Annotated in this window: 14 protein-coding genes; 2 read left to right on the forward strand and 12 right to left on the reverse strand. The window is 31.8% G+C overall.

The annotated features are described in order from the left end of the window. Positions 1-14 precede the first annotated feature (14 nt). From xdh to I4V16_RS16215, 10 genes are all read right to left on the reverse strand, one after another. The gene (gene xdh / locus I4V16_RS16170; RefSeq protein ID WP_099329626.1) at positions 15-2,573 is read right to left on the reverse strand and encodes a selenium-dependent xanthine dehydrogenase; all 2,559 of its coding nucleotides are present in this window, start codon (positions 2,571-2,573) and stop codon (positions 15-17) included. Next, on the reverse strand, positions 2,560-3,972 hold the full coding sequence (gene hydA / locus I4V16_RS16175) for a dihydropyrimidinase (RefSeq protein WP_099329625.1): 1,413 nt from the start codon (positions 3,970-3,972) through the stop codon (positions 2,560-2,562). The genes xdh and hydA overlap by 14 nt, the downstream gene beginning before the upstream one ends. A gap of 13 nt (positions 3,973-3,985) precedes the next feature. After that, a complete protein-coding gene (locus I4V16_RS16180; RefSeq protein ID WP_049180130.1) occupies positions 3,986-5,074 on the reverse strand; it encodes a 4Fe-4S binding protein in 1,089 nt (362 codons plus the stop codon). A 17-nt stretch (positions 5,075-5,091) separates the two neighbouring features. Further along, on the reverse strand, positions 5,092-6,459 hold the full coding sequence (locus I4V16_RS16185; protein WP_099329624.1) for a nucleobase:cation symporter-2 family protein: 1,368 nt from the start codon (positions 6,457-6,459) through the stop codon (positions 5,092-5,094). A 21-nt stretch (positions 6,460-6,480) separates the two neighbouring features. Further along, the gene (ssnA, locus tag I4V16_RS16190; protein ID WP_111937127.1) at positions 6,481-7,806 is read right to left on the reverse strand and encodes a putative aminohydrolase SsnA; all 1,326 of its coding nucleotides are present in this window, start codon (positions 7,804-7,806) and stop codon (positions 6,481-6,483) included. 16 nt (positions 7,807-7,822) lie between these two features. Continuing rightward, positions 7,823-9,406, reverse strand: a complete 1,584-nt coding sequence (locus tag I4V16_RS16195; protein ID WP_334212293.1) for a D-aminoacylase — start codon at positions 9,404-9,406, stop codon at positions 7,823-7,825. A 16-nt stretch (positions 9,407-9,422) separates the two neighbouring features. Beyond that, positions 9,423-10,610 carry a YgeY family selenium metabolism-linked hydrolase gene (locus tag I4V16_RS16200; protein WP_049180127.1) on the reverse strand — a complete coding sequence of 396 codons (1,188 nt, stop codon included), beginning with the start codon at positions 10,608-10,610 and terminating at the stop codon, positions 9,423-9,425. A gap of 19 nt (positions 10,611-10,629) precedes the next feature. Then, positions 10,630-11,835, reverse strand: a complete 1,206-nt coding sequence (dpaL, locus tag I4V16_RS16205; RefSeq protein ID WP_180269527.1) for a diaminopropionate ammonia-lyase — start codon at positions 11,833-11,835, stop codon at positions 10,630-10,632. A gap of 241 nt (positions 11,836-12,076) precedes the next feature. After that, entirely contained in the window at positions 12,077-13,843 is a 1,767-nt protein-coding gene (locus I4V16_RS16210) for a sigma 54-interacting transcriptional regulator (RefSeq protein WP_049180125.1), read from the reverse strand. Between the two features lie 254 nt (positions 13,844-14,097). Continuing rightward, positions 14,098-14,787 carry an ElyC/SanA/YdcF family protein gene (locus I4V16_RS16215; protein WP_195966933.1) on the reverse strand — a complete coding sequence of 230 codons (690 nt, stop codon included), beginning with the start codon at positions 14,785-14,787 and terminating at the stop codon, positions 14,098-14,100. Between the two features lie 126 nt (positions 14,788-14,913). On the opposite strand from I4V16_RS16215, the gene I4V16_RS16220 reads away from it, so the two are divergent. Further along, a complete protein-coding gene (locus I4V16_RS16220) occupies positions 14,914-15,567 on the forward strand; it encodes an NAD(P)H-dependent oxidoreductase (protein ID WP_049180123.1) in 654 nt (217 codons plus the stop codon). Positions 15,568-15,864: 297 nt separating this feature from the next. On the opposite strand, the gene I4V16_RS16225 is transcribed toward I4V16_RS16220, so the two are convergent. Both I4V16_RS16225 and I4V16_RS16230 read right to left on the reverse strand, forming a co-directional pair. After that, on the reverse strand, positions 15,865-17,163 hold the full coding sequence (locus I4V16_RS16225) for a PTS transporter subunit EIIC (RefSeq protein WP_049180122.1): 1,299 nt from the start codon (positions 17,161-17,163) through the stop codon (positions 15,865-15,867). Between the two features lie 26 nt (positions 17,164-17,189). Further along, positions 17,190-17,804, reverse strand: coding sequence for a hypothetical protein (locus tag I4V16_RS16230; protein ID WP_027099650.1), 615 nt, complete (start codon positions 17,802-17,804; stop codon positions 17,190-17,192). A 74-nt stretch (positions 17,805-17,878) separates the two neighbouring features. On the opposite strand from I4V16_RS16230, the gene I4V16_RS16235 reads away from it, so the two are divergent. After that, entirely contained in the window at positions 17,879-18,571 is a 693-nt protein-coding gene (locus tag I4V16_RS16235; protein WP_195617139.1) for a MurR/RpiR family transcriptional regulator, read from the forward strand. The last annotated feature ends 232 nt before the right edge of the window (positions 18,572-18,803 follow it).

The following is an 18,803-nucleotide window of genomic DNA, read 5'->3' on the forward strand; positions in this document are numbered from 1 at the left end:
CCAAATCAATAATTCTATTTTTTTGACTTTTTATAAAAAGTATTTTCTAATGGTAATTTAGTTCTAAATACTCCATCAAATTTATAATAAGCACCTTGAACTGCTGGTGCAGTAGGGATACATGTTATCTCTCCTACCCCTTTAGCACCATAAGATAAATCATTAGTATTTTTTTCTATAACCATAGCCTTTATCTCTGGTACTGCTGTTGCTCTTAATAACCCTAATGTTCCAAATTTTGCAGTAGGCACACTATTTTTTAAAGGATAATCTTCAGTAAGAGCATATCCTAATCCCATAACTACTCCACCCTCAATTTGCCCTTCAACATTCTTTGGATTTATAGCTTTACCAACATCATGAGCTGCTACAACCTTTTTTAATTTTCCATTTTCATCTAAAATAACAACTTGTGTTGCAAACCCATAAGCAACATGGCTTACTGGATTCTTTTTATCACTTCCCATTTTATCTGTTACTCCTGAGAACTCACCATAGAACTCTTGCCCATTAAGAGCATCTAAAGTTCTTCCATTTAAAGCTTCCTTAACTTTTAAAGCAGTTACTCTAACAGCTTCTCCTGTGAAAGTTGTTTGTCTTGATGCCGTTGTGGTACCTGAATCTGGTGTTCTTCTAGTATCAGGCGCTTCATATACTACCTTATCTGGAGTAATATCTAATGTCTGACATAGTATTTGAGTTAATATTGTTCCTAAACCTTGTCCAATACAAGCTGCTGAACTTCTTATATGAACCTTTCCATCTTTTATTTCTAAGATGCATCTTCCTATATCAGGAAGTCCTACTCCAATACCAGAGTTTTTAAATGCACAGGCAATACCAACATATTCATTGTTGTCATATACATCTTTTACAGCTAATAAAGTTTCTTTTAAAGCTGTACCAGGATCTGCAATTTGGCCATTTGGTAACTCTTGTCCTGCTTCAATTGCATTCCTCCATCTAAATTCCCAAGGTGATATTCCAACTAACTCTGCTAATTGATTTATATTACATTCAGTAGCAAAAGCTGATTGCGTAACACCAAAACCTCTAAATGCACCACCTGGAGGATTATTAGTATATACTGCAATTCCTTCCACCTCTGAATTCTGATAATTATATGGACCTGCTGCATGAGTACATGCTCTTTGTAATACTGGGCCACCAAGAGATGCATAAGCTCCAGTATCAGCAATTATCTTTGCTCTCATTGCTGTAAGCTTGCCATTTTCATCACATGCTGTTGTAAACTCCATCTCCATCGCATGTCTCTTTGGATGAACCTTAATACTTTCAGCCCTTGTCAAAGTCATTTTTACAGGCTTTCCAGTTAAGTATGCTAGTAATGCAGCATGATGTTGACAACTCATATCTTCTTTGCCACCAAATCCTCCACCTACATACTTAGATATTATCCTAACCTTATCCTCACCTAATCCTAATAAGTGAGTTATTTCATGTAAATCATCATAAACACTTTGACTACCTGTATAAACTATTAATTCTTTTTCTGTTGGAACTGCCATGGCAGATTCAGGTTCTAAAAATGCATGCTCTGTAAATGGAACTGAGTAATGGTTAGTAACAACATACTTAGAATTTTTAAGAGCTTCATCTACATTGCCTCTTTTTAAGACTTCCCTTACTAGAATGTTGCCATCCTTATGAATTTTAGGAGCGCCTTCCTTCATTGCTTCTTCAGGTAATGATAGCGGTTCTAACTCCTCATAATCCACTTTTATTAGGTCTGCTGCCTTCCTTGCAATGTCCATTGAAGTTGCAGCAACCAAAGCTATAGCATCACCTACATATCTAGTTTCCTCTCCTACTTCTATAAGAGCTGGCCAATCTTTCTTTAAGTGTCCTCCATATCTCTCTCCAGGTATATCTTTAGAAGTTACTACCTTAACTACTCCTTCTAACTTCTCTGCATGAGAATAATCAATATTTTTAACTAAGGCTCTTGGATATTTACTTCTTAATGCAAATCCATATATCATACCATCAATTTTCATATCATCTACATATTCGCCTTCAGCTAATATCTTATCCTCTGCATCAATTCTTCCCATCTCTTCCCCAACAATACCCTTACAGAATACTGTTGGAACATCTCTATTTTCCCTAAGGATTTCTGCTGCCATAAGTACTGCTTTTTCAATTTTTACATAGCCTGTACATCTACAGATATTTCCCATTAATGCCTTTTTCACTTCATCTAATGTAGGATTTAAAGTTTTAATAAGTAAAGCTTTTGCACTAATTACCATTCCAGGAATACAAAATCCACATTGTACTGCACCTGCTTCACTAAAGGCATAAGCAAATACCTTTTTGTCCCTATCACTTAATCCTTCAACAGTTTGTATTTCCTTTCCTTCTATCTTATCTGACTTTAAGATACATGCTTTTGTAGCCTTTCCATCAACTAAAACCATGCATGCACCGCAAGCACCTTCCCCGCAACCATTTTTTACTGAAGTAAGGTCACATTCCTCTCTTAAATAATTAATAAGAGTTCTCCCCTCTTCAATCTCTGCATCTCTGCCATTCAATTTAAAATTCACCATACTTTTGCACCTCATCTCTCAACCTTTTTCTACTTACAAACTGTCCAAAGGCCTTATCAGAAAGTAGCTTTCCATCTTTAACTACTTCTTTTCCTCTTAAGAATACCCTTTCTATTTTTCCTTTTACCTTATATCCCTCATATGGAGTATAATCAACATTTTGAGTTTGATTTTTCCATGTTATTACCTCTTCTTCACTTGGATTTAGAACTAATATATCCCCATCACTACCTTCTGCTATTACTCCCTTATTCGGGTATAATCCAAAAATCTTAGATGGATTTTCAGAGGTTATTTCTACTAGTTTATTAATAGAAATTCTCTCTTCTCTTACTCCAAATGAATAAAGTAATATCATGCGATGCTCTACTCCTGGTGCTCCGTTTGGTATTTTAGAAAAATCTTTTAATCCTATTTCTTTTTGATTCTTATAATTAAAAGAACAATGATCTGTAGCAAGAATTTGTATGTTACTATTAGCGATACCTTTCCATAAAGCATCATTATCTTCTTCTGATCTTAATGGAGGAGACATAACATATTTTGCTCCATTAAAACCGTCATCAACTTTTCCTTTATAAGCTTCTTTATTTAGCAAAAGATATTGAGGACATGTTTCTACAATTACCTTAACTCCTGATTTACGTCTTCTAATTATTTCATCTAAGGCCTTTTTAGTACTTAGATGTACTATATATACTGGATAATCAACCTTTTCAGATATATCTAAAATCCTTTTAACAGCAGCTAGCTCAACCTCATCTCCTCTAGAAATCTCATGATATTTTGGCTCTGTCTTGCCTTCTAAAAGAAGATTAGAAACATTTTTAACTATTTCATCACCATCTTCACAATGAAATGAAAGTACAATCCCTAATTCTTTAGCTTTTTTTAATGCTTCTTCTATTTCGTAATCCTCTACTTGAAGAGTATCCTTATATGCCATATACATCTTAAAAGAAGGTATCCCTCTTAAAACCATCTCTTCCATTTCTTCAGAAAAATCTTGATTCCATTCTGTTATACTTAGATGATAACTATAGTCACAATAACATCTTCCATCTGTTAAAGTACTATAATGCCTTAAATCATCTGAAAATCTTTGTCCTTTTATATGATTTGCATAATCAATAATTGTTGTAGTACCACCAACTAATGCAGCTTTAGTTCCTGTTTCAAAATTATCTGCAGTTCTTGTTACTCCAACGTCTAAATCAAAATGTGTATGAGCATCAATTCCTCCAGGGAGAATATATCTCCCTGAAACATTAATTACTTCATCTCCATCAACTTCTAGATTCTCTCCCATAGCTTTAATTATCCCATTTTCTATTCTTATATCAGCTATATATGAATCTTTCGAAGAAACTATTGTACCACCCTTTAAAACAATACCCATATATTGCACCTTCTTATTTATATTGAATAGTTAATGCTCCTTTTGGACATCTTGTAACACATAATCCACAACCAAAACACTTATCTTCATCAATCTTAAGAACATCTTCAATAGTAATTGCATCATATACACAACTAACTCTACATTGACCACATTTTATGCACTTATCATTATCTACTACAGGCGGAATAGCTTCTGTCCTGAATGTTCTTTCATCAGCCTTTTTATGTGATAGTCCAATAATTTCTTTTACATCTTTATATCCATGCTCATCTAAGAAAGCATTTAACTCTTTCGCTATTTTTCCATATATTCCAGGTCCCTTTAAAATTGCTTCTGTACAAACTTCAACTGCTGATGCTCCTGCCATTAACATTTCTGCTGCATCTCTTCCACAAGTTACTCCTCCAACTCCTATTATTGGAATATTAACAACCCTTGATGCATCATATATATTTCTTACTGCTAAAGGTCTAATTGGTGCTCCTGATAACCAGCCATATCCCTTTTGACTTCCCATTATTGGATATCCTGTTTCTAAATCTATTGACATACATGGACCAAAAGAATTAATCATTACTAATCCATCTGCACCTGCATCCTCTAAAGCCTTTGCAATAGTTTGAATATCAGTATGTGGACTCATTTTCATAAATACAGGACAATCTAATGCCTTTTTAGCAGCCTTCATTGCATCAACTATTGGCTTTACATCAGTTCCAACATAGTGAGTTGATAACTCTACTGCATCTGCATAAGGCTTAACTAATGGTGCTATCTTTTCTATATCTTCTGCTTTATAGCCCATACTTACTATCATTGGAACTCCAGCACTTTTAGCTCTCTTATATTCTTTTTCTATCCATTGTTCCTTTGGAAGCTCTGACCATAATTCAGTATTTAAAAAACCTGAATTAGTTTTTGCCATACAAGGTCTTGGTACTGGTGCTGGATCAACAGATATTGTTTTAGTCACAAGTCCACCTGCTCCTCCTTCCACAGCTTTTACACATAAATCTCCATCTTTAGCACCTGGTCCAGCTGCTGTAAAGATAGGGTTCTCAAATTTCATTCCTAATATATTAACATTTAAATTTGCCATATTTTTCACTCCTCTATTTAAACTTCTTTAGAATAATCTGTTTGTACTAAATATTCTTTCTTCTCTCCTAAGATATTGAATAGTAAATTAAGTAATATTGCACATAGGCTTCCTGTGGTAATTCCACTATGGAAAAGTGTATTTACCCACTCCGGAAAATTCTGATAAAAAGTTGGAACAACTGTTGGAATCATTGATAGACCAATACTTACTGCAACTATTAATGAGTTCTTATTTCCATCAAACTCTACAGATTTTAAAGTTTTAATTCCACCTGAAATAACCATTCCAAACATTACAAAGCCTGCTCCCCCCAGTACTGGATATGGTATACAAGTAAATAATGCTGCCATTTTAGGGAATAACCCTAATAGAATTAATATTCCTCCAGATATTGCTACTACAAACCTACTTTTCACACCTGTTAAAGCAACTAAACCTATGTTTTGTGCAAAGGCTGTATGTGGAAAAGTATTAAATATAGAAGCCAACATTGTTGCTAATCCATCTGTCCTTAAACCTCTTGCTAAGTTTTTGTCATCTAAATCTTTACCGACCATCTCATGAATTGCAATTATATTTCCTGTAGCTTCTGTCATTATTACTAATACAACTAAAATAAGAGATATAATTGCTGATGCTTCAAACTTTGGAATACCAAAGTGAAATGGTAAATTCAAACTAAACCATCCAGCTTCTTTAAACATTGTAAAATCAGTCATTCCAATTACGGAAGCGATTACAGTACCTAATACAAGACCTAATAGAATTGATAGGTTTCCTAACATTCCTTTTAAGAACTTATTCATTAAAATTATTAGTATTAATGTAACAAGTGCCATAATAATATTTTCTGCACTTGCAAAACTTGGAGATGTAGCATCATTTCCCGCTGCCCATCTTACAGCAACAGGGATAAGGGATAATCCTATAATTGATACCACTGTTCCTGTTACCACCTTTGGAAAGAATCTTAATAGCTTTCCAAAAACAGGTGCCATAAAAAATGTAAATATACCTGCTATTAATACTGCTCCAAATATTGTAGTCATAGCAGATAAAGAGTCACCTTTATAGGAATCTGCTATTGCAACCATAGCACTAACAGTTGCAAAGCTTGTACCTTCTACCATTGGTATCTTAGCTCCAATTTTAGAACCAAGTCCTAAGGTTTGAATTAAGGTAGCAACTCCTGCAATTAGTAAATCTGCATTTATTAAAAAAACAATCTCACTTTGTGAAAGCCCCGCTGCATTACCAACTATTATTGGTACTGCTACAGCACCTGCACACATGGCTAATACGTGTTGAAGTGCTAATGCTAAGCTTTTACCTACAGGTAACTTTTCATCAACAGGAGCCACATTCATACTCTCATTATTCATACCCAATTCCTCTTTTCGAATTTAGATTCTATCCCATAGTTTCTTTGATAATTCTCTTGATTTAGAGAATATTTTCTCCTCATCAATTTCCATTAATTCTCTATTCTTCATTAAAACCTTTCCATTTACAATTGTTGTTAATACAGATTTCCCGCACATACCAAATACTATATGGCTGTTATAATTATCTTTAGTCATTGGCGTTAATGGGTTATATTCAACAATAATTACATCACCATAAGCTCCTTCTTCAATTACTCCCAATGTATTGTTAAAGAATTTATTGGCAATCTTAGCATTGTTCTCAAAAATCATTTTTGGTGTTTCCACCCAAGCCACATTAGAATCACACAAGTTATGTTTTTGAATTATATTTTCAACCTTCATTGATTCAAACATGTCTGAAGTATATCCATCTGTACCTAGACCTACATTAATTCCCCTTTCAATCATATTTAATACAGGGGCACATCCTACAGCATTCCCCATATTAGATTCAGGATTATTAACAATATTTGTTTTAGTAGCTTTTATTAAATCCAACTCTCTAGGATTTAAATGTATACTATGAACTGCTAGAGTCTTGTTTCCTAATATGTCGAAATCCATTAATCTTTCAGCTACTCTTTTTCCGCTTCTTCTTAATGAATCATATACATCATCTATTCCTTCTGCGGTATGTATATGATATCCAGAGTCTATGCCTTCCATTGCTTCCGCACATTTATATAAGCTTTCATCACTTAATGTAAAGGATGCGTGCATTCCAAACATTCCTTTAATCATATCGTCATCTTGGTTGTTTGCATGTTTTATAAAATCTATATTTTCTTTTATACCTTTATTTAAAATTTCTTCACCATCTCTATCAGAAGTTTCATAACACAAACAAGCTCTTATACCTAACTCTTTTGCCACATCTCCTAATTCAAATACACTTCCCTCTAAGTGCATTGGACTTGCATGATGATCAAAAACTGTAGTAACTCCATACTTAATACAATCTATTAAAGTTGTATATCCGCTATATCTTGTATCTTCAATTGTTAGCTCCTTATCTAATCTCCACCATAAATTTTCTAATATATCTATAAATCCCTTTGCAGGGGGATTATTTAGATTCATCCCCCTAGCAAAAGCACTATATATATGATGATGGGGATTGATAATTCCTGGCATTATTACATTTCCTTTTGCATCGATAAACTCTTCATTTAAATATTTATCCTTTAAATCCTTTGTCTTTCCTACTTCTTTAATAATGTTTCCATCAATGTATATACATCCATCTTCTAAATAGGAATTCTCCTTATCATGGGTTATCAATCTACCATTACCTATTAACATCTCTCTCTACCTACCTTTATTTTGTTACCACCATACCAGCTTTAATTTTGTTGTATACACCTTCTTCTATTACAACTTCACCATTTATGATTACATAATCTATTCCTTCTGGATATTGAGTTGGGTCAACATAAGTTCCCTTATCACATACTTTATCTAAATCAAAGATTACTATATCTGCAAAGTTCCCCCTGGCTAATTCTCCTCTTTCTTTAATTCCAAATGCATCAGCTGCTTTCTTTGACATTTTATAGACAGCATCTTCTACAGATAAAATATTTTTCTCTCTTACATACCTTCCTAATATTCTTGGGAATGATCCATATGCTCTAGGATGTGGTTTCCCTGATAACAAACCATCTGTACATACATTTTGTTCTTTTCTACATAGGAATTTTATTACATGTTCTTCTAATCCATAGAAATCTACCATTCCTACAGCATTTTCTTCCTCGTATAATAAGTCAAAAGTTGCATTTAAAGGATCTTTACCTTTGATTTTTCCGATTTCCTCTAAGCTCTTACCTATAAGATCTTTATTTTTTTCAGTTTTTACACTTGTTACAAAAATTTGATCTATGCCTGCAAAATCTACAAAGTTATCCCAGCCTGGTATGCCATGTTCCATATCATAAATCATTTTATCCCTTAGTTCTTTTGATTGTAGTCTCTTCATAAGCTCATCAGTTCCTCCGTCATGAGCCCAAGGTGGTAAAATTACTCCAAGCATTGTACTACCAGCAGCATATGGATATTGATCAAATGATACCCTAATACCTTCTTTTTCAGCCTCTTCTAGTAATTTCTCCATTTCATCAATATACTTCCAGTTGTTCTTTCCACATACCTTGAAGTGTGAAAAATGCACCTTTACTCCAGACTTCTTACCAATTTCTATAACTTCCTTCATAGAATCTACAATTGTATCCGCCTCACTTCTTTGATGTACAACAAAGACACCATCATATTCAGCAACTACCTTGCACATTTCTATAAGTTCATTAGTTCTTCCATAGGCGCAAGGAATATATATTAAACCTGTAGACAGTCCAAAGGCTCCTGATTCCATCTCTCTTCTTGTTATTTCACACATCTTAGAGATTTCTTCATCTGTAGCAGGTCTATTGCCTAACCCCATAGCTTCCATTCTTACATTTCCATGAGGAACTAAATAACATTCATTAAGTCCAACTCCATTATCTTTCATCATCTTTAGATAATTTTCTGTTGTTTCATATTCCCAATCAATTTCGTCTGTATCTCCATCAAGACCAGCTATATTTTTTCTCCAAGGACTTATAAATTCAGTAGGTAATGGAGCCATTGATATACCATCTTGTCCTAAAACCTCAGTTGTAATCCCTTGTCTTATTTTTATTTCATTATAAGGATTTACTAAAATCATTAAATCTGAATGACTATGAGTATCTATAAAACCTGGAGATACTACTCTACCTTTTGCATCTATTATCTTGTCAGCATTTTCACTAACTTTCCCTATTTCTTTTATTCTACTGTCTTCAATTAACAAATCACCTTTAAATGGTTTCTTTCCTGTTCCATCAACGATAATTCCATTCTTAATTAGAACTTTCAACACCCATCACCCTCTTAAATTACTTTTTATAAACAGACTTTAAGATTTCATAATACCCTTCAGCTCCTGTATATAATTGTTCTAATTCTATATATTCATCAATAGTATGAGCTAAATTTTCTTTAGATGGTCCAAATCCTATTGTCTTTATACCTTTTTCTCCTGCATAGTGAGAACCATTAGTACAGAAAGAGTATTGAGTTATCTCAGGATTAATTCCAGCATTCTTTAATCCCTTATATGCTGCTTGTACGAATTCATCTTCCTCATCATATAACCATGCTGGGAAGAATCTTTCTCCTTCTATTACCTCACCTGTATAACAAGTTTCATTTCCTCTTGCATATGAAACCTTAACATTTAACTCTGCATCTTCTTTTCTTAACTCTTCTAAAATCTTTTCTATTGGAGCTAATACAGATTCCTTAGTTTCACCCACTAATAATCTTCTGTCAAAAGTTGCTTTACAGTAATCAGGTACAACAGAAGCTCCTGGATATGGGGATGACTTAATATCTGTTAATACTAAAATTCCCTTTCCAAGTACAGGATGTACAGGAGTTTCTACTCCTTGAATTTTTTCAATAACCTTTGACATCTTGTAAACTGCATTCACACCTTTTTCTGGATTAGCTGAGTGAGCTGGTTTTCCAAAAGTTTCTATAACAATTTCTGCTCTTCCTCTTTGTCCTATTTTTAAGTTCATTTCTGATGATTCACCAATTATTACATAATCAGGTTTTACAAATGAGCTAATGCTTCTTGATGCTACACCTTCAAATAATTCTTCATGAACAACACCCGCTACATAAATATCTCCTTCAAAGTCTTTCTTAACATCTTCTGCAAAATAAGCTGCAGCAGAAATCATAGCTGAAGTTTGTCCCTTCATATCAGAAGTTCCTCTACCATAAATCTTTCCATCAACTACTTCTGCTCCAAAAGGTGAATATGTCCATTTAGAATCATCAGGAACTGGAACTGTATCAATATGCCCATCAAATAAAAGTTTCTTACCTGGCTTACTTCCTTTAATATGGCCAATTACATTACCATATGCATCAACATAAACATCATCATATCCTAAGTTTTTTAAAGCTTTCTTAATAACTCCTACTACTTGTCCTTCTTCTCCTGATATTGATTGATTTTGAACCATTTCTCTACATAAATTTACTAACTCTTCTTTTCTTTTTTCATTTAACATACCCTTATCTCCTTATATATTAATAATTTCCTTCCCAAACAATTTCTCTATATTTCTCAGGATCTGTATCCCCTTCTGTACTGAAAAGTAATACCTTTGAATCCTCATTTAATTCTAATTTTTCCCTTAATTCTTTATAATCGTCATTTTTCATAATTTCATATATTAAGCCTGTTGTAACAGCACCTGATTCTCCTGATACTACTCTCTTATCTTCTTTTAAAGGATTACCTAGTATTCTCATCCCCTTAGCTGCTACCCAGTCAGGACAAGAAACAAATACCTTTGAACAACTTTTTAATACTTCCCATCCAATTATGTTAGGCTCACCACATGCTAGTCCAGCCATAATAGTTTGCATATCTCCACCAACAACTCTTGGTTCACCATCATTTGCAACCGCTGATTTGTATAAACAATCTGCCTTATTTGCTTCTACTATTACAGTCTTAGGACAATCTTCTCCAAAAACAGAAGCAAAGAATCCTTGGATTCCACCAGCTAAAGAACCAACACCTGCCTGAATAAATATATGAGTAGGTCTTTCTACCTTATATTCTTTAAGCTGATTATAAGCTTCAAGTCCCATTGTTCCATAACCTTGCATTATCCATGCTGGAATATCTTCATATCCTTCCCATGCAGTATCTTGAATTACTACTCCATTATGCTCCTTAGCATATTTATCTGCTAATCTAACAGCATCATCATAATTCATGTCTGTTATACTTGCTTCTGCTCCCTCTTTTCTAATATTCTCTAATCTTATTAAAGAAGATCCTTTAGGCATGTACACTACAGACTTTTGTTTTAATTGATTAGCTGTCCATGCAACTCCTCTTCCATGATTTCCATCAGTAGCTGTTACAAAAGTAATTTCTCCTAGAGCTTCTCTCACTTCTTTAGAAATCATTTTTTCATAAGGTAATTCACTAATATCCTTTCCTAACTTTTCTGCTAGATATTTAGCCATGGCAAAGGATCCACCTAATACCTTAAATGCATTTAATCCAAATCTGTAGGATTCATCTTTAATAAATATTCCACCTAGTCCTAAAGAGTCTGCTAAATTATCCAAACTTACTAAAGGTGTCTCTGAGTATTGAGGAAAACTACTATGAAAGTTTTTTGCTTTAGATACTTCCTCAATACTTAAAAAATCTAATAAATCATCCTTATTTACCTTAGGTAATGTATTTTCTTTCCATTTAATATTCTCAATCATTTTCATCCCTCCTATGCTTATTCTTAAAGCAAATTTCATGCCAGTTTTTTCTTTATTTTTTCACTGGAAAAATACACTTTAATCTCATTTTGCCCTTTATAAAAGCTATTTCTTTATTAAATTTATATATAAAAAACAAGCGATTATCATTTTGAGAATTAATTCTCAAAATGATAATCGCTTAAAACATTCTATATTTCTAATTTGATAATATTATCTATACTTTTTCTCAAAATGATAATCATTTCATATCATCTAGCTTTCTATAAAGTGTAGCTAGTCCAATACCTAATTGTTTTGCTGCTTTTTTCTTTCCTTCTGTATCGTAACCATATTCCTCTAAAACCTTAGTTATATACTCCTTTTCAATATCCTTTAATGTTCTTATTTCATTATTCTCTAAAAAACTAAATTTATTTTTATCCTTTTCTTCTTGATATGCATCAACAAAAGATTTAGGTAGCATACTTCTCTTTACTATTCCACTTTCATCAGAAAGACTTACCATAAATTCAACAACATTTTCTAATTCACGTATATTTCCTGGCCAACTATATTTATGCATAATATTTCTTACGTCATTATCAATTGAATGAACATACTTATTATAAATTTGATTATATTTATTTAATAATCCCTTTGTAATAATATCTATATCATCTTCCCTATCTCTAAGTGGAGGTACCTCTATAGGAATTACATTAAGCCTATAATATAAATCCTCTCTGAACTTTCCTTCCTTTACAAGTTCTTTTAGATTTTTATTAGTTGCAGCTATAACTCTTATATCCAAGTGTTGTAATTGATTTGACCCAATTCTAACAACTACTCTTTCTTGCAATACCCTCAATAATTTTACTTGCAGATATAAAGGCATGTCTCCTATTTCATCTAAAAATATTACACCTTTATTTGCTAACTCAAACTTACCTATTCTTCCACTAGAACTTGCCCCTGAAAAAGCACCTTTAACATATCCAAACAATTCACTTTCAAGAAGAGTTTCAGGAATTGCTCCACAGTTAATTGCTATAAATGGTTTATTTTTTCTATCGCTTTCTGAATGTATAGCTCTTGCTACTAATTCTTTCCCTGTTCCACTTTCTCCAGTTATTAATACAGTAGATTTTGAATCTGCTATTCTTTTAACTTTATTTTTTAATGATTTTATTGCTTTTGATTCTCCTAAAATTGACTTCGTATTTGTTTTATTATCCCCTAAAGAAATATTTAAGGCATCCTCTTGTAACTTATGTAACTTATTAAATATCAATATCTTATCACATTCATCTATGCCAACTACATTGGGAATAAGCTTGCCAACAACATTAAATTCTTTTTCTTCAATTGTTATTTTAAAAGTTCTATTTCCATGATAATACTCCTCTACCTCGGTAATTTCTATATTTTTACCTATTACACTTGGACTCAGTTTTAATTCTTTTAATCCACAGTAATTAATATTTTGTATTGTGCCATCTCTCTTTATGGGTATTACACCATTATCAACAGAATCCAATATTTGTTTTAAAAAATTTAGATTCAAACGATTTAATTCAACTTCATTCTCTTCAATTATTTTTGCTGCAATTAATTCCCCAATTTGCTCTAAGAACGATACCATATTAGTTAAATTACCTTCTAGTCTCTTCTTTTGATCATAGCTACTACAAATTAATCCAATAATTCCAAAGGTCTCATCTTTATATTTTATGGGAACACATATCTCCATCTCTTCTATACAATTTCCGCATTGCTCACAGTTTTTACATAATTCATTTTCTCCAGGATTATTAATTATTTGAATTTCTCCTGTAGCTAATGCATGCTTATAAACATATCCAACCCTATCTATACTCTCATTAAGTTTATTACTATATAATCCAGTTCCAGCTATTCTAATTAAATTCTCATCAACTATCTCAACATCGATATTTACAATACTTGAAATAACTTTTGCATATCTATTAACAACTTTACTTATATCTTTAAGACGTAACTTAATCATTGTTTCCTCCCATATGTACTTCTCTTCACCTTTATACTAAATACCATAATTTATTATTAAGTTCTTAAGTTCTTATATTTATATATTTTTAAAAATAAAAGATCAGAAGTTTTGCTCCTGATTTTTATTATACTTTATCTTGCATTAATCTTCCATAAAAGACTATTCTTTGTTATTCAAGTTTCCTAAACGTGAAAAAAGATTTTGCTTTTTGCAAAACCTTTTTTTCTTTTAATATTCTATAAACTATTCTTTTATCCTTCTGTATCTCTTCCATCACTTGTATTAACTGGAATTGAATCTCCTAAAAATTTAGGTTCAGGCTTCAATACATTTACAAACAAAAAATCTTTTAACTGTGCAATCTTCTCCCTCTTCTTATAAGCATCCATATAGTAGTATTCTCTCTTATCTGAGGTATATCCATAAGCATCTATGCCAAGCTTCTCTGCTAAGTATAAAGCTCTAGGTAGATGATATTCATTAGTTATAATTATGGCACTTTCAACCTTAAAAATATCTTTAGCCCTATAAATACTATCATAGGTTGAAAAACCTGCATGGTCTAAAAAAATATCCTTCTCCTTTATATCTGAATTCTTTAAAATGTAATCCTTCATAGTTCCAACTTCATTATATCCTTCTTTTCCATGATCCCCTGAAAGAAGTAGTTTTCCCTCTACTCCCATATTTAAAATATCTAATGATGTTGATAACCTATCAGTTAAAATATCTGAAGGGGTACCATCTTCTCTAACACCTGCCCCAAGGACTATAATGGCATCAACTTTTTCTGGAAGAGTATCCTTTGTAACTATTCTCTTCTCACCTTTTGCTTGTACATTATTTATTATTACTAAGGCTCCACAAAGAATAATTACCAATATACACATAAATGTAACCATCATTTTTTTCAGAACCTTTATATATTTTTTCCCCTCCATATAATTTACCCCCCGAACTACTCTTTTGTTACATTATATCCTATAATTTTCTATTAACAATTACGAATTAGTTAAGATATTTTTGAAACAATAATACTATAAATACAATAATAGGAGGATTATTATATGGATAACAAAGAAATACTAGAAGCATTAAATTTTAGACACGCTTGTAAGGAATTTGACCCTTCAAAGAAAATAGGCGAAGATGAGCTTAATGTTATATTAGAAAGTGCACGTCTTTCTCCTAGCTCTATGGGAATTGAACCATGGAAATTTTTAATTATAGAAAATGAAGAGCTAAAAAAAGAACTTGGTTCTGTCTCCTGGGGTGGACAAAAGCAAATCCAATCCTGTAGCCATTTAGTTATTGCTCTAAGTAGAACTCCTAACCAAATTAGATATAATTCAGATTTCATAAACTATATTTTAAAGGATGTTCATCACATGCCAGATGAAGTTTCTGAAAAATATAAAGAAATAATGAAGAGTTTTGAGGAGAGCAAACTAAAAACAGAAGAACAGCTTCTTGACTATTCAACAAAGCAAACATATATAGCTTGTGCAAATATGATGACAATTGCTGCTTTTGAAAAAATAGATTCATGTCCTATTGGAGGATTTGATTTAGATGCTGTAAATAAAATTTTAGTAGAGAGAAACTTACTTGATACAGATAAGTTTTATGTAACTTTAATGATTGCTTTAGGCTACAGAAAAAATCCTCAACCTATAAAAACACGTCAATCATTTAAAGATATTTTTGTACTTGTAAAATAAAAAAGGTAGGGTAGATATTTATTTTGCTCGTTCCGTCGCAAGCTCCAAGTCACAGAAAAATAAATATATATTCCCTTCGTACTTAAGGTATTAAAAAAGGAGCTATCGCATTCAGAAGAGAATAGCGATAGCTCCTTTTATATATTTTACTAAAAGTTATTGTATATCTAAAAACAAATTATTTCTAATTAGAATTCATTCCAGCACAATCCACTTAACACCTGATTTTTACTATAACTTCTTAAGTTCTTAAGTTCTTAAAAACATACGAAGTTAACAACTTATCTTTTTATATTTTTAATTAATTCCTTCTTCCTTAAGTTGCTTCTTTTCAAATATCTTAAAGAATGGATAGTATATTATCATTGATATTGGTATTAATAAGAATACGAAAACTACATTTCTCCAATCTAATGAGCTTAAATAAGCTTGTGCAAAGAAAGGAGTAAATGATGGGTCAACTATGTATCCTGGTGTAATTAACCCTATACTTTGAACAAAATATGTAAGTGATACTGACACTATAGGTGTAATTAAAAATGGAATTGCAAGTATTGGATTAAACACGATTGGTCCACCAAATATTACTGGTTCATTTATTCCACACATTCCAGGTACTATTGATAATCTTCCTAATGTCTTTAAATGAGTTGATCTACTCTTCATCATAAGAATAATTAATCCTATTGTATTACCTGCTCCACCCATGATAGCTATTCTAAACATTTGTAAGTTCATAAGGTTTGTTGGCGCTTGTCCTGCTGATACTAATTCTGCATTTAATCCACTGTTAGCTATACCTAATGAAAATACTATAGGGAATATAATTGAAGTTCCGTTAACTCCAAATAGCCATAACAAGTTAGAAAAAGTTATTAAGAATATGAATCCCCATAAATTATCTACTACAGATAAAGCTGGTGTTAAAATTCCCATTATAGCATCTGGTAAATTCTTATCTAAGCTTGAAACTAATATAATATTTAATCCATAAAGAATTACTATATTAGCTACTACAGGTAATATTGAATTAATAAATGATGTTACAGCTGATGGTACTGAATCTGGTAACTTAAACTCAAGACCCTTAACTTTTAGGAATCTTGATATTTCAACAGATAGTACAGATATAATAATTGCTACAAATAATCCATCTGCTCCTAAATATTGAGTAGAAATTCCACCTTCTACAGCTGGTGCACAAATCATTAAAAATACTGATAATGAGATTAATCCTGAAATAGAAGCTTTCATTTTATATTCATTAGCTAATGAGTATGCAATTGAGAATGCACTCATAAGTCCAAACATACCCATTGTCATATTAAATGGTGCTGTTAACATAGCATAATTTTCAACAGCGAATTCTTTCCAAGATAATAATCCCTTAACAAAGAAATTTGCAGTATCTGCATTAACTAAATCTGGATTTATAGGTGGGTTTGCAATAACTAAGAATAATGCTCCCACAACAATTAATGCTAAAGGCATCATCATACCAGCAGATATTGCCTTTAAATGTCTTTGATTTCCTAACTTACTTCCTATTGGTGATAAAACCCTATCTAATTTATCTAAAAACTTATTTCCTTCCATAGCCCACTTCCTCCTACCATGCTATTTTAGTATTGCCATCCATTGAATTTAAATGCTGATTCAACTGCCTCTTCTGGCTTATATGTTTCTAAGATTTTTCCATAACGTTCTTTATAGTCATTGTCTACTTCCATTTGAGGTATAACCTTACTTGCTTCATTTAAGAAATGGAATGAGTCTCTTCCCATTTCAGCTCCTCTTACTGTATGCTTATCTAATGCATAGTCAGGTATTTCTGGAACCTCACCCATAGCAAATCCTTTTATTACAATGTTCTTAAGAAGATCGCTTGATCTATCCTTTTCACATGCACAAAGATATCTTATAGCATGAATAAAGTATATTGGTCTATCTCCATCTGCATAATCAAATTGTAATCTCATTTGGTTAAGATTATTTACTAATATAGCTGCATTAGGATCTCCCATACCAATATCTTCAACAGTTATTGTTAATAGTCTTCTCCATAGCTTGTCTTCCATTTGAGGTGATGTAATATACATTTCATATGCAAACTTACATGCCTCCTCAACTAGTCCTCTTCTAATAGACTTTTGTAGAGCTGATATAACTTCATCTCCATTTAGTCCATTACGAGTTTTTGTTCTTGCCCATGGGTCTTGAGTGAATTTGTTGCTCATAGTACATTCTCCTTTGTTAATTTTATATTTTAATTATTAATTAGCTTATTGTATAATACCTTAGAGGTGATTTAATGAATATTGAACTTTTATCTCATAAACACAATCTAGATACATTAGAAAGAAAGTTACTTCAGTATCTTTATGATAATATTGATGAAATAAAATCTATAGGTATAAGAAAACTTGCATCAGATAACTATACCTCAACATCTATGGTATATAAATTAGTAAAAAAACTAGGTTTTGAAGGTTATTCTGATATGATTCATTACATATCCTACACTTATAATAAAAGTGAAAATAATAATGAAAATGCATATTCAAAACTTTATAATACTGTAAAACCTTATAAGAAAGAATTTAATTCAATTCTTTCTGAATATAAGAATAAACAAATTGTTATAACTGGCATGGGTTTTTCAGATATAATATCTAATTTTATTAGTGAAGCTTTATTTCTAAAAGGATACAGCTGTGCACATACACTACATCTTCAACTACTTTCCCCAGAAAATAAGGATAACCTATTAATAATAGCTATATCACGTTCTGGAAAAACCTCTAGACTAGTAGAACTAGTTGAAGAAGCTAATAATCATGGATTTAAAATTATTTCCTTTACAGCTAATAAAAATTCTAAATTAGCTAAAGCCTCTACCTTATCTGTTCCAATTGGAAGTTATGATAGCTTTAAAAGTATTTCAGAAGAATTCAACACATTTTTCGGTGAATTACTTCTTATCTTCGAATATCTTACAAATTAGCTATACAATTAACTTAATTTGTCTACACTATTTAAAATTATTATAATAACTTTTTTCTATATATTCATTAATTTATATACTTTAAAAACATGTTTCGAAATTAATAACATTTTATCTTGAGAATGTACGTGTTTTACATATTTTCCTAGACGTAAAAAAAGGGGCTGTATCAAAATAAATTTGATACAATCGGATAAAAAGAAAGAAGAGAATTCATGAATTTGAATTCTCT

Origin of the sequence: Clostridium sp. 1001283B150210_160208_E6 (assembly GCF_015669365.1) — a bacterium.
In the GTDB taxonomy this organism is placed as follows: domain Bacteria; phylum Bacillota; class Clostridia; order Clostridiales; family Clostridiaceae; genus Clostridium; species Clostridium paraputrificum.

Excerpts from the sequence above, each read along its gene's own strand:
- xdh (WP_099329626.1), bottom strand. The coding sequence starts at position 2,573 with ATGGTGAATTTTAAATTGAATGGCAGAGATGCAGAGATTGAAGAGGGG.
- hydA (WP_099329625.1), bottom strand. The coding sequence starts at position 3,972 with ATGGGTATTGTTTTAAAGGGTGGTACAATAGTTTCTTCGAAAGATTCA.
- I4V16_RS16180 (WP_049180130.1), bottom strand. The coding sequence starts at position 5,074 with ATGGCAAATTTAAATGTTAATATATTAGGAATGAAATTTGAGAACCCT.
- I4V16_RS16185 (WP_099329624.1), bottom strand. The coding sequence starts at position 6,459 with ATGAATAATGAGAGTATGAATGTGGCTCCTGTTGATGAAAAGTTACCT.
- ssnA (WP_111937127.1), bottom strand. The coding sequence starts at position 7,806 with ATGTTAATAGGTAATGGTAGATTGATAACCCATGATAAGGAGAATTCC.
- I4V16_RS16200 (WP_049180127.1), bottom strand. The coding sequence starts at position 10,610 with ATGTTAAATGAAAAAAGAAAAGAAGAGTTAGTAAATTTATGTAGAGAA.
- dpaL (WP_180269527.1), bottom strand. The coding sequence starts at position 11,835 with ATGATTGAGAATATTAAATGGAAAGAAAATACATTACCTAAGGTAAAT.
- I4V16_RS16210 (WP_049180125.1), bottom strand. The coding sequence starts at position 13,843 with ATGATTAAGTTACGTCTTAAAGATATAAGTAAAGTTGTTAATAGATAT.
- I4V16_RS16215 (WP_195966933.1), bottom strand. The coding sequence starts at position 14,787 with ATGGAGGGGAAAAAATATATAAAGGTTCTGAAAAAAATGATGGTTACA.
- I4V16_RS16220 (WP_049180123.1), top strand. The coding sequence starts at position 14,914 with ATGGATAACAAAGAAATACTAGAAGCATTAAATTTTAGACACGCTTGT.
- I4V16_RS16225 (WP_049180122.1), bottom strand. The coding sequence starts at position 17,163 with ATGGAAGGAAATAAGTTTTTAGATAAATTAGATAGGGTTTTATCACCA.
- I4V16_RS16230 (WP_027099650.1), bottom strand. The coding sequence starts at position 17,804 with ATGAGCAACAAATTCACTCAAGACCCATGGGCAAGAACAAAAACTCGT.
- I4V16_RS16235 (WP_195617139.1), top strand. The coding sequence starts at position 17,879 with ATGAATATTGAACTTTTATCTCATAAACACAATCTAGATACATTAGAA.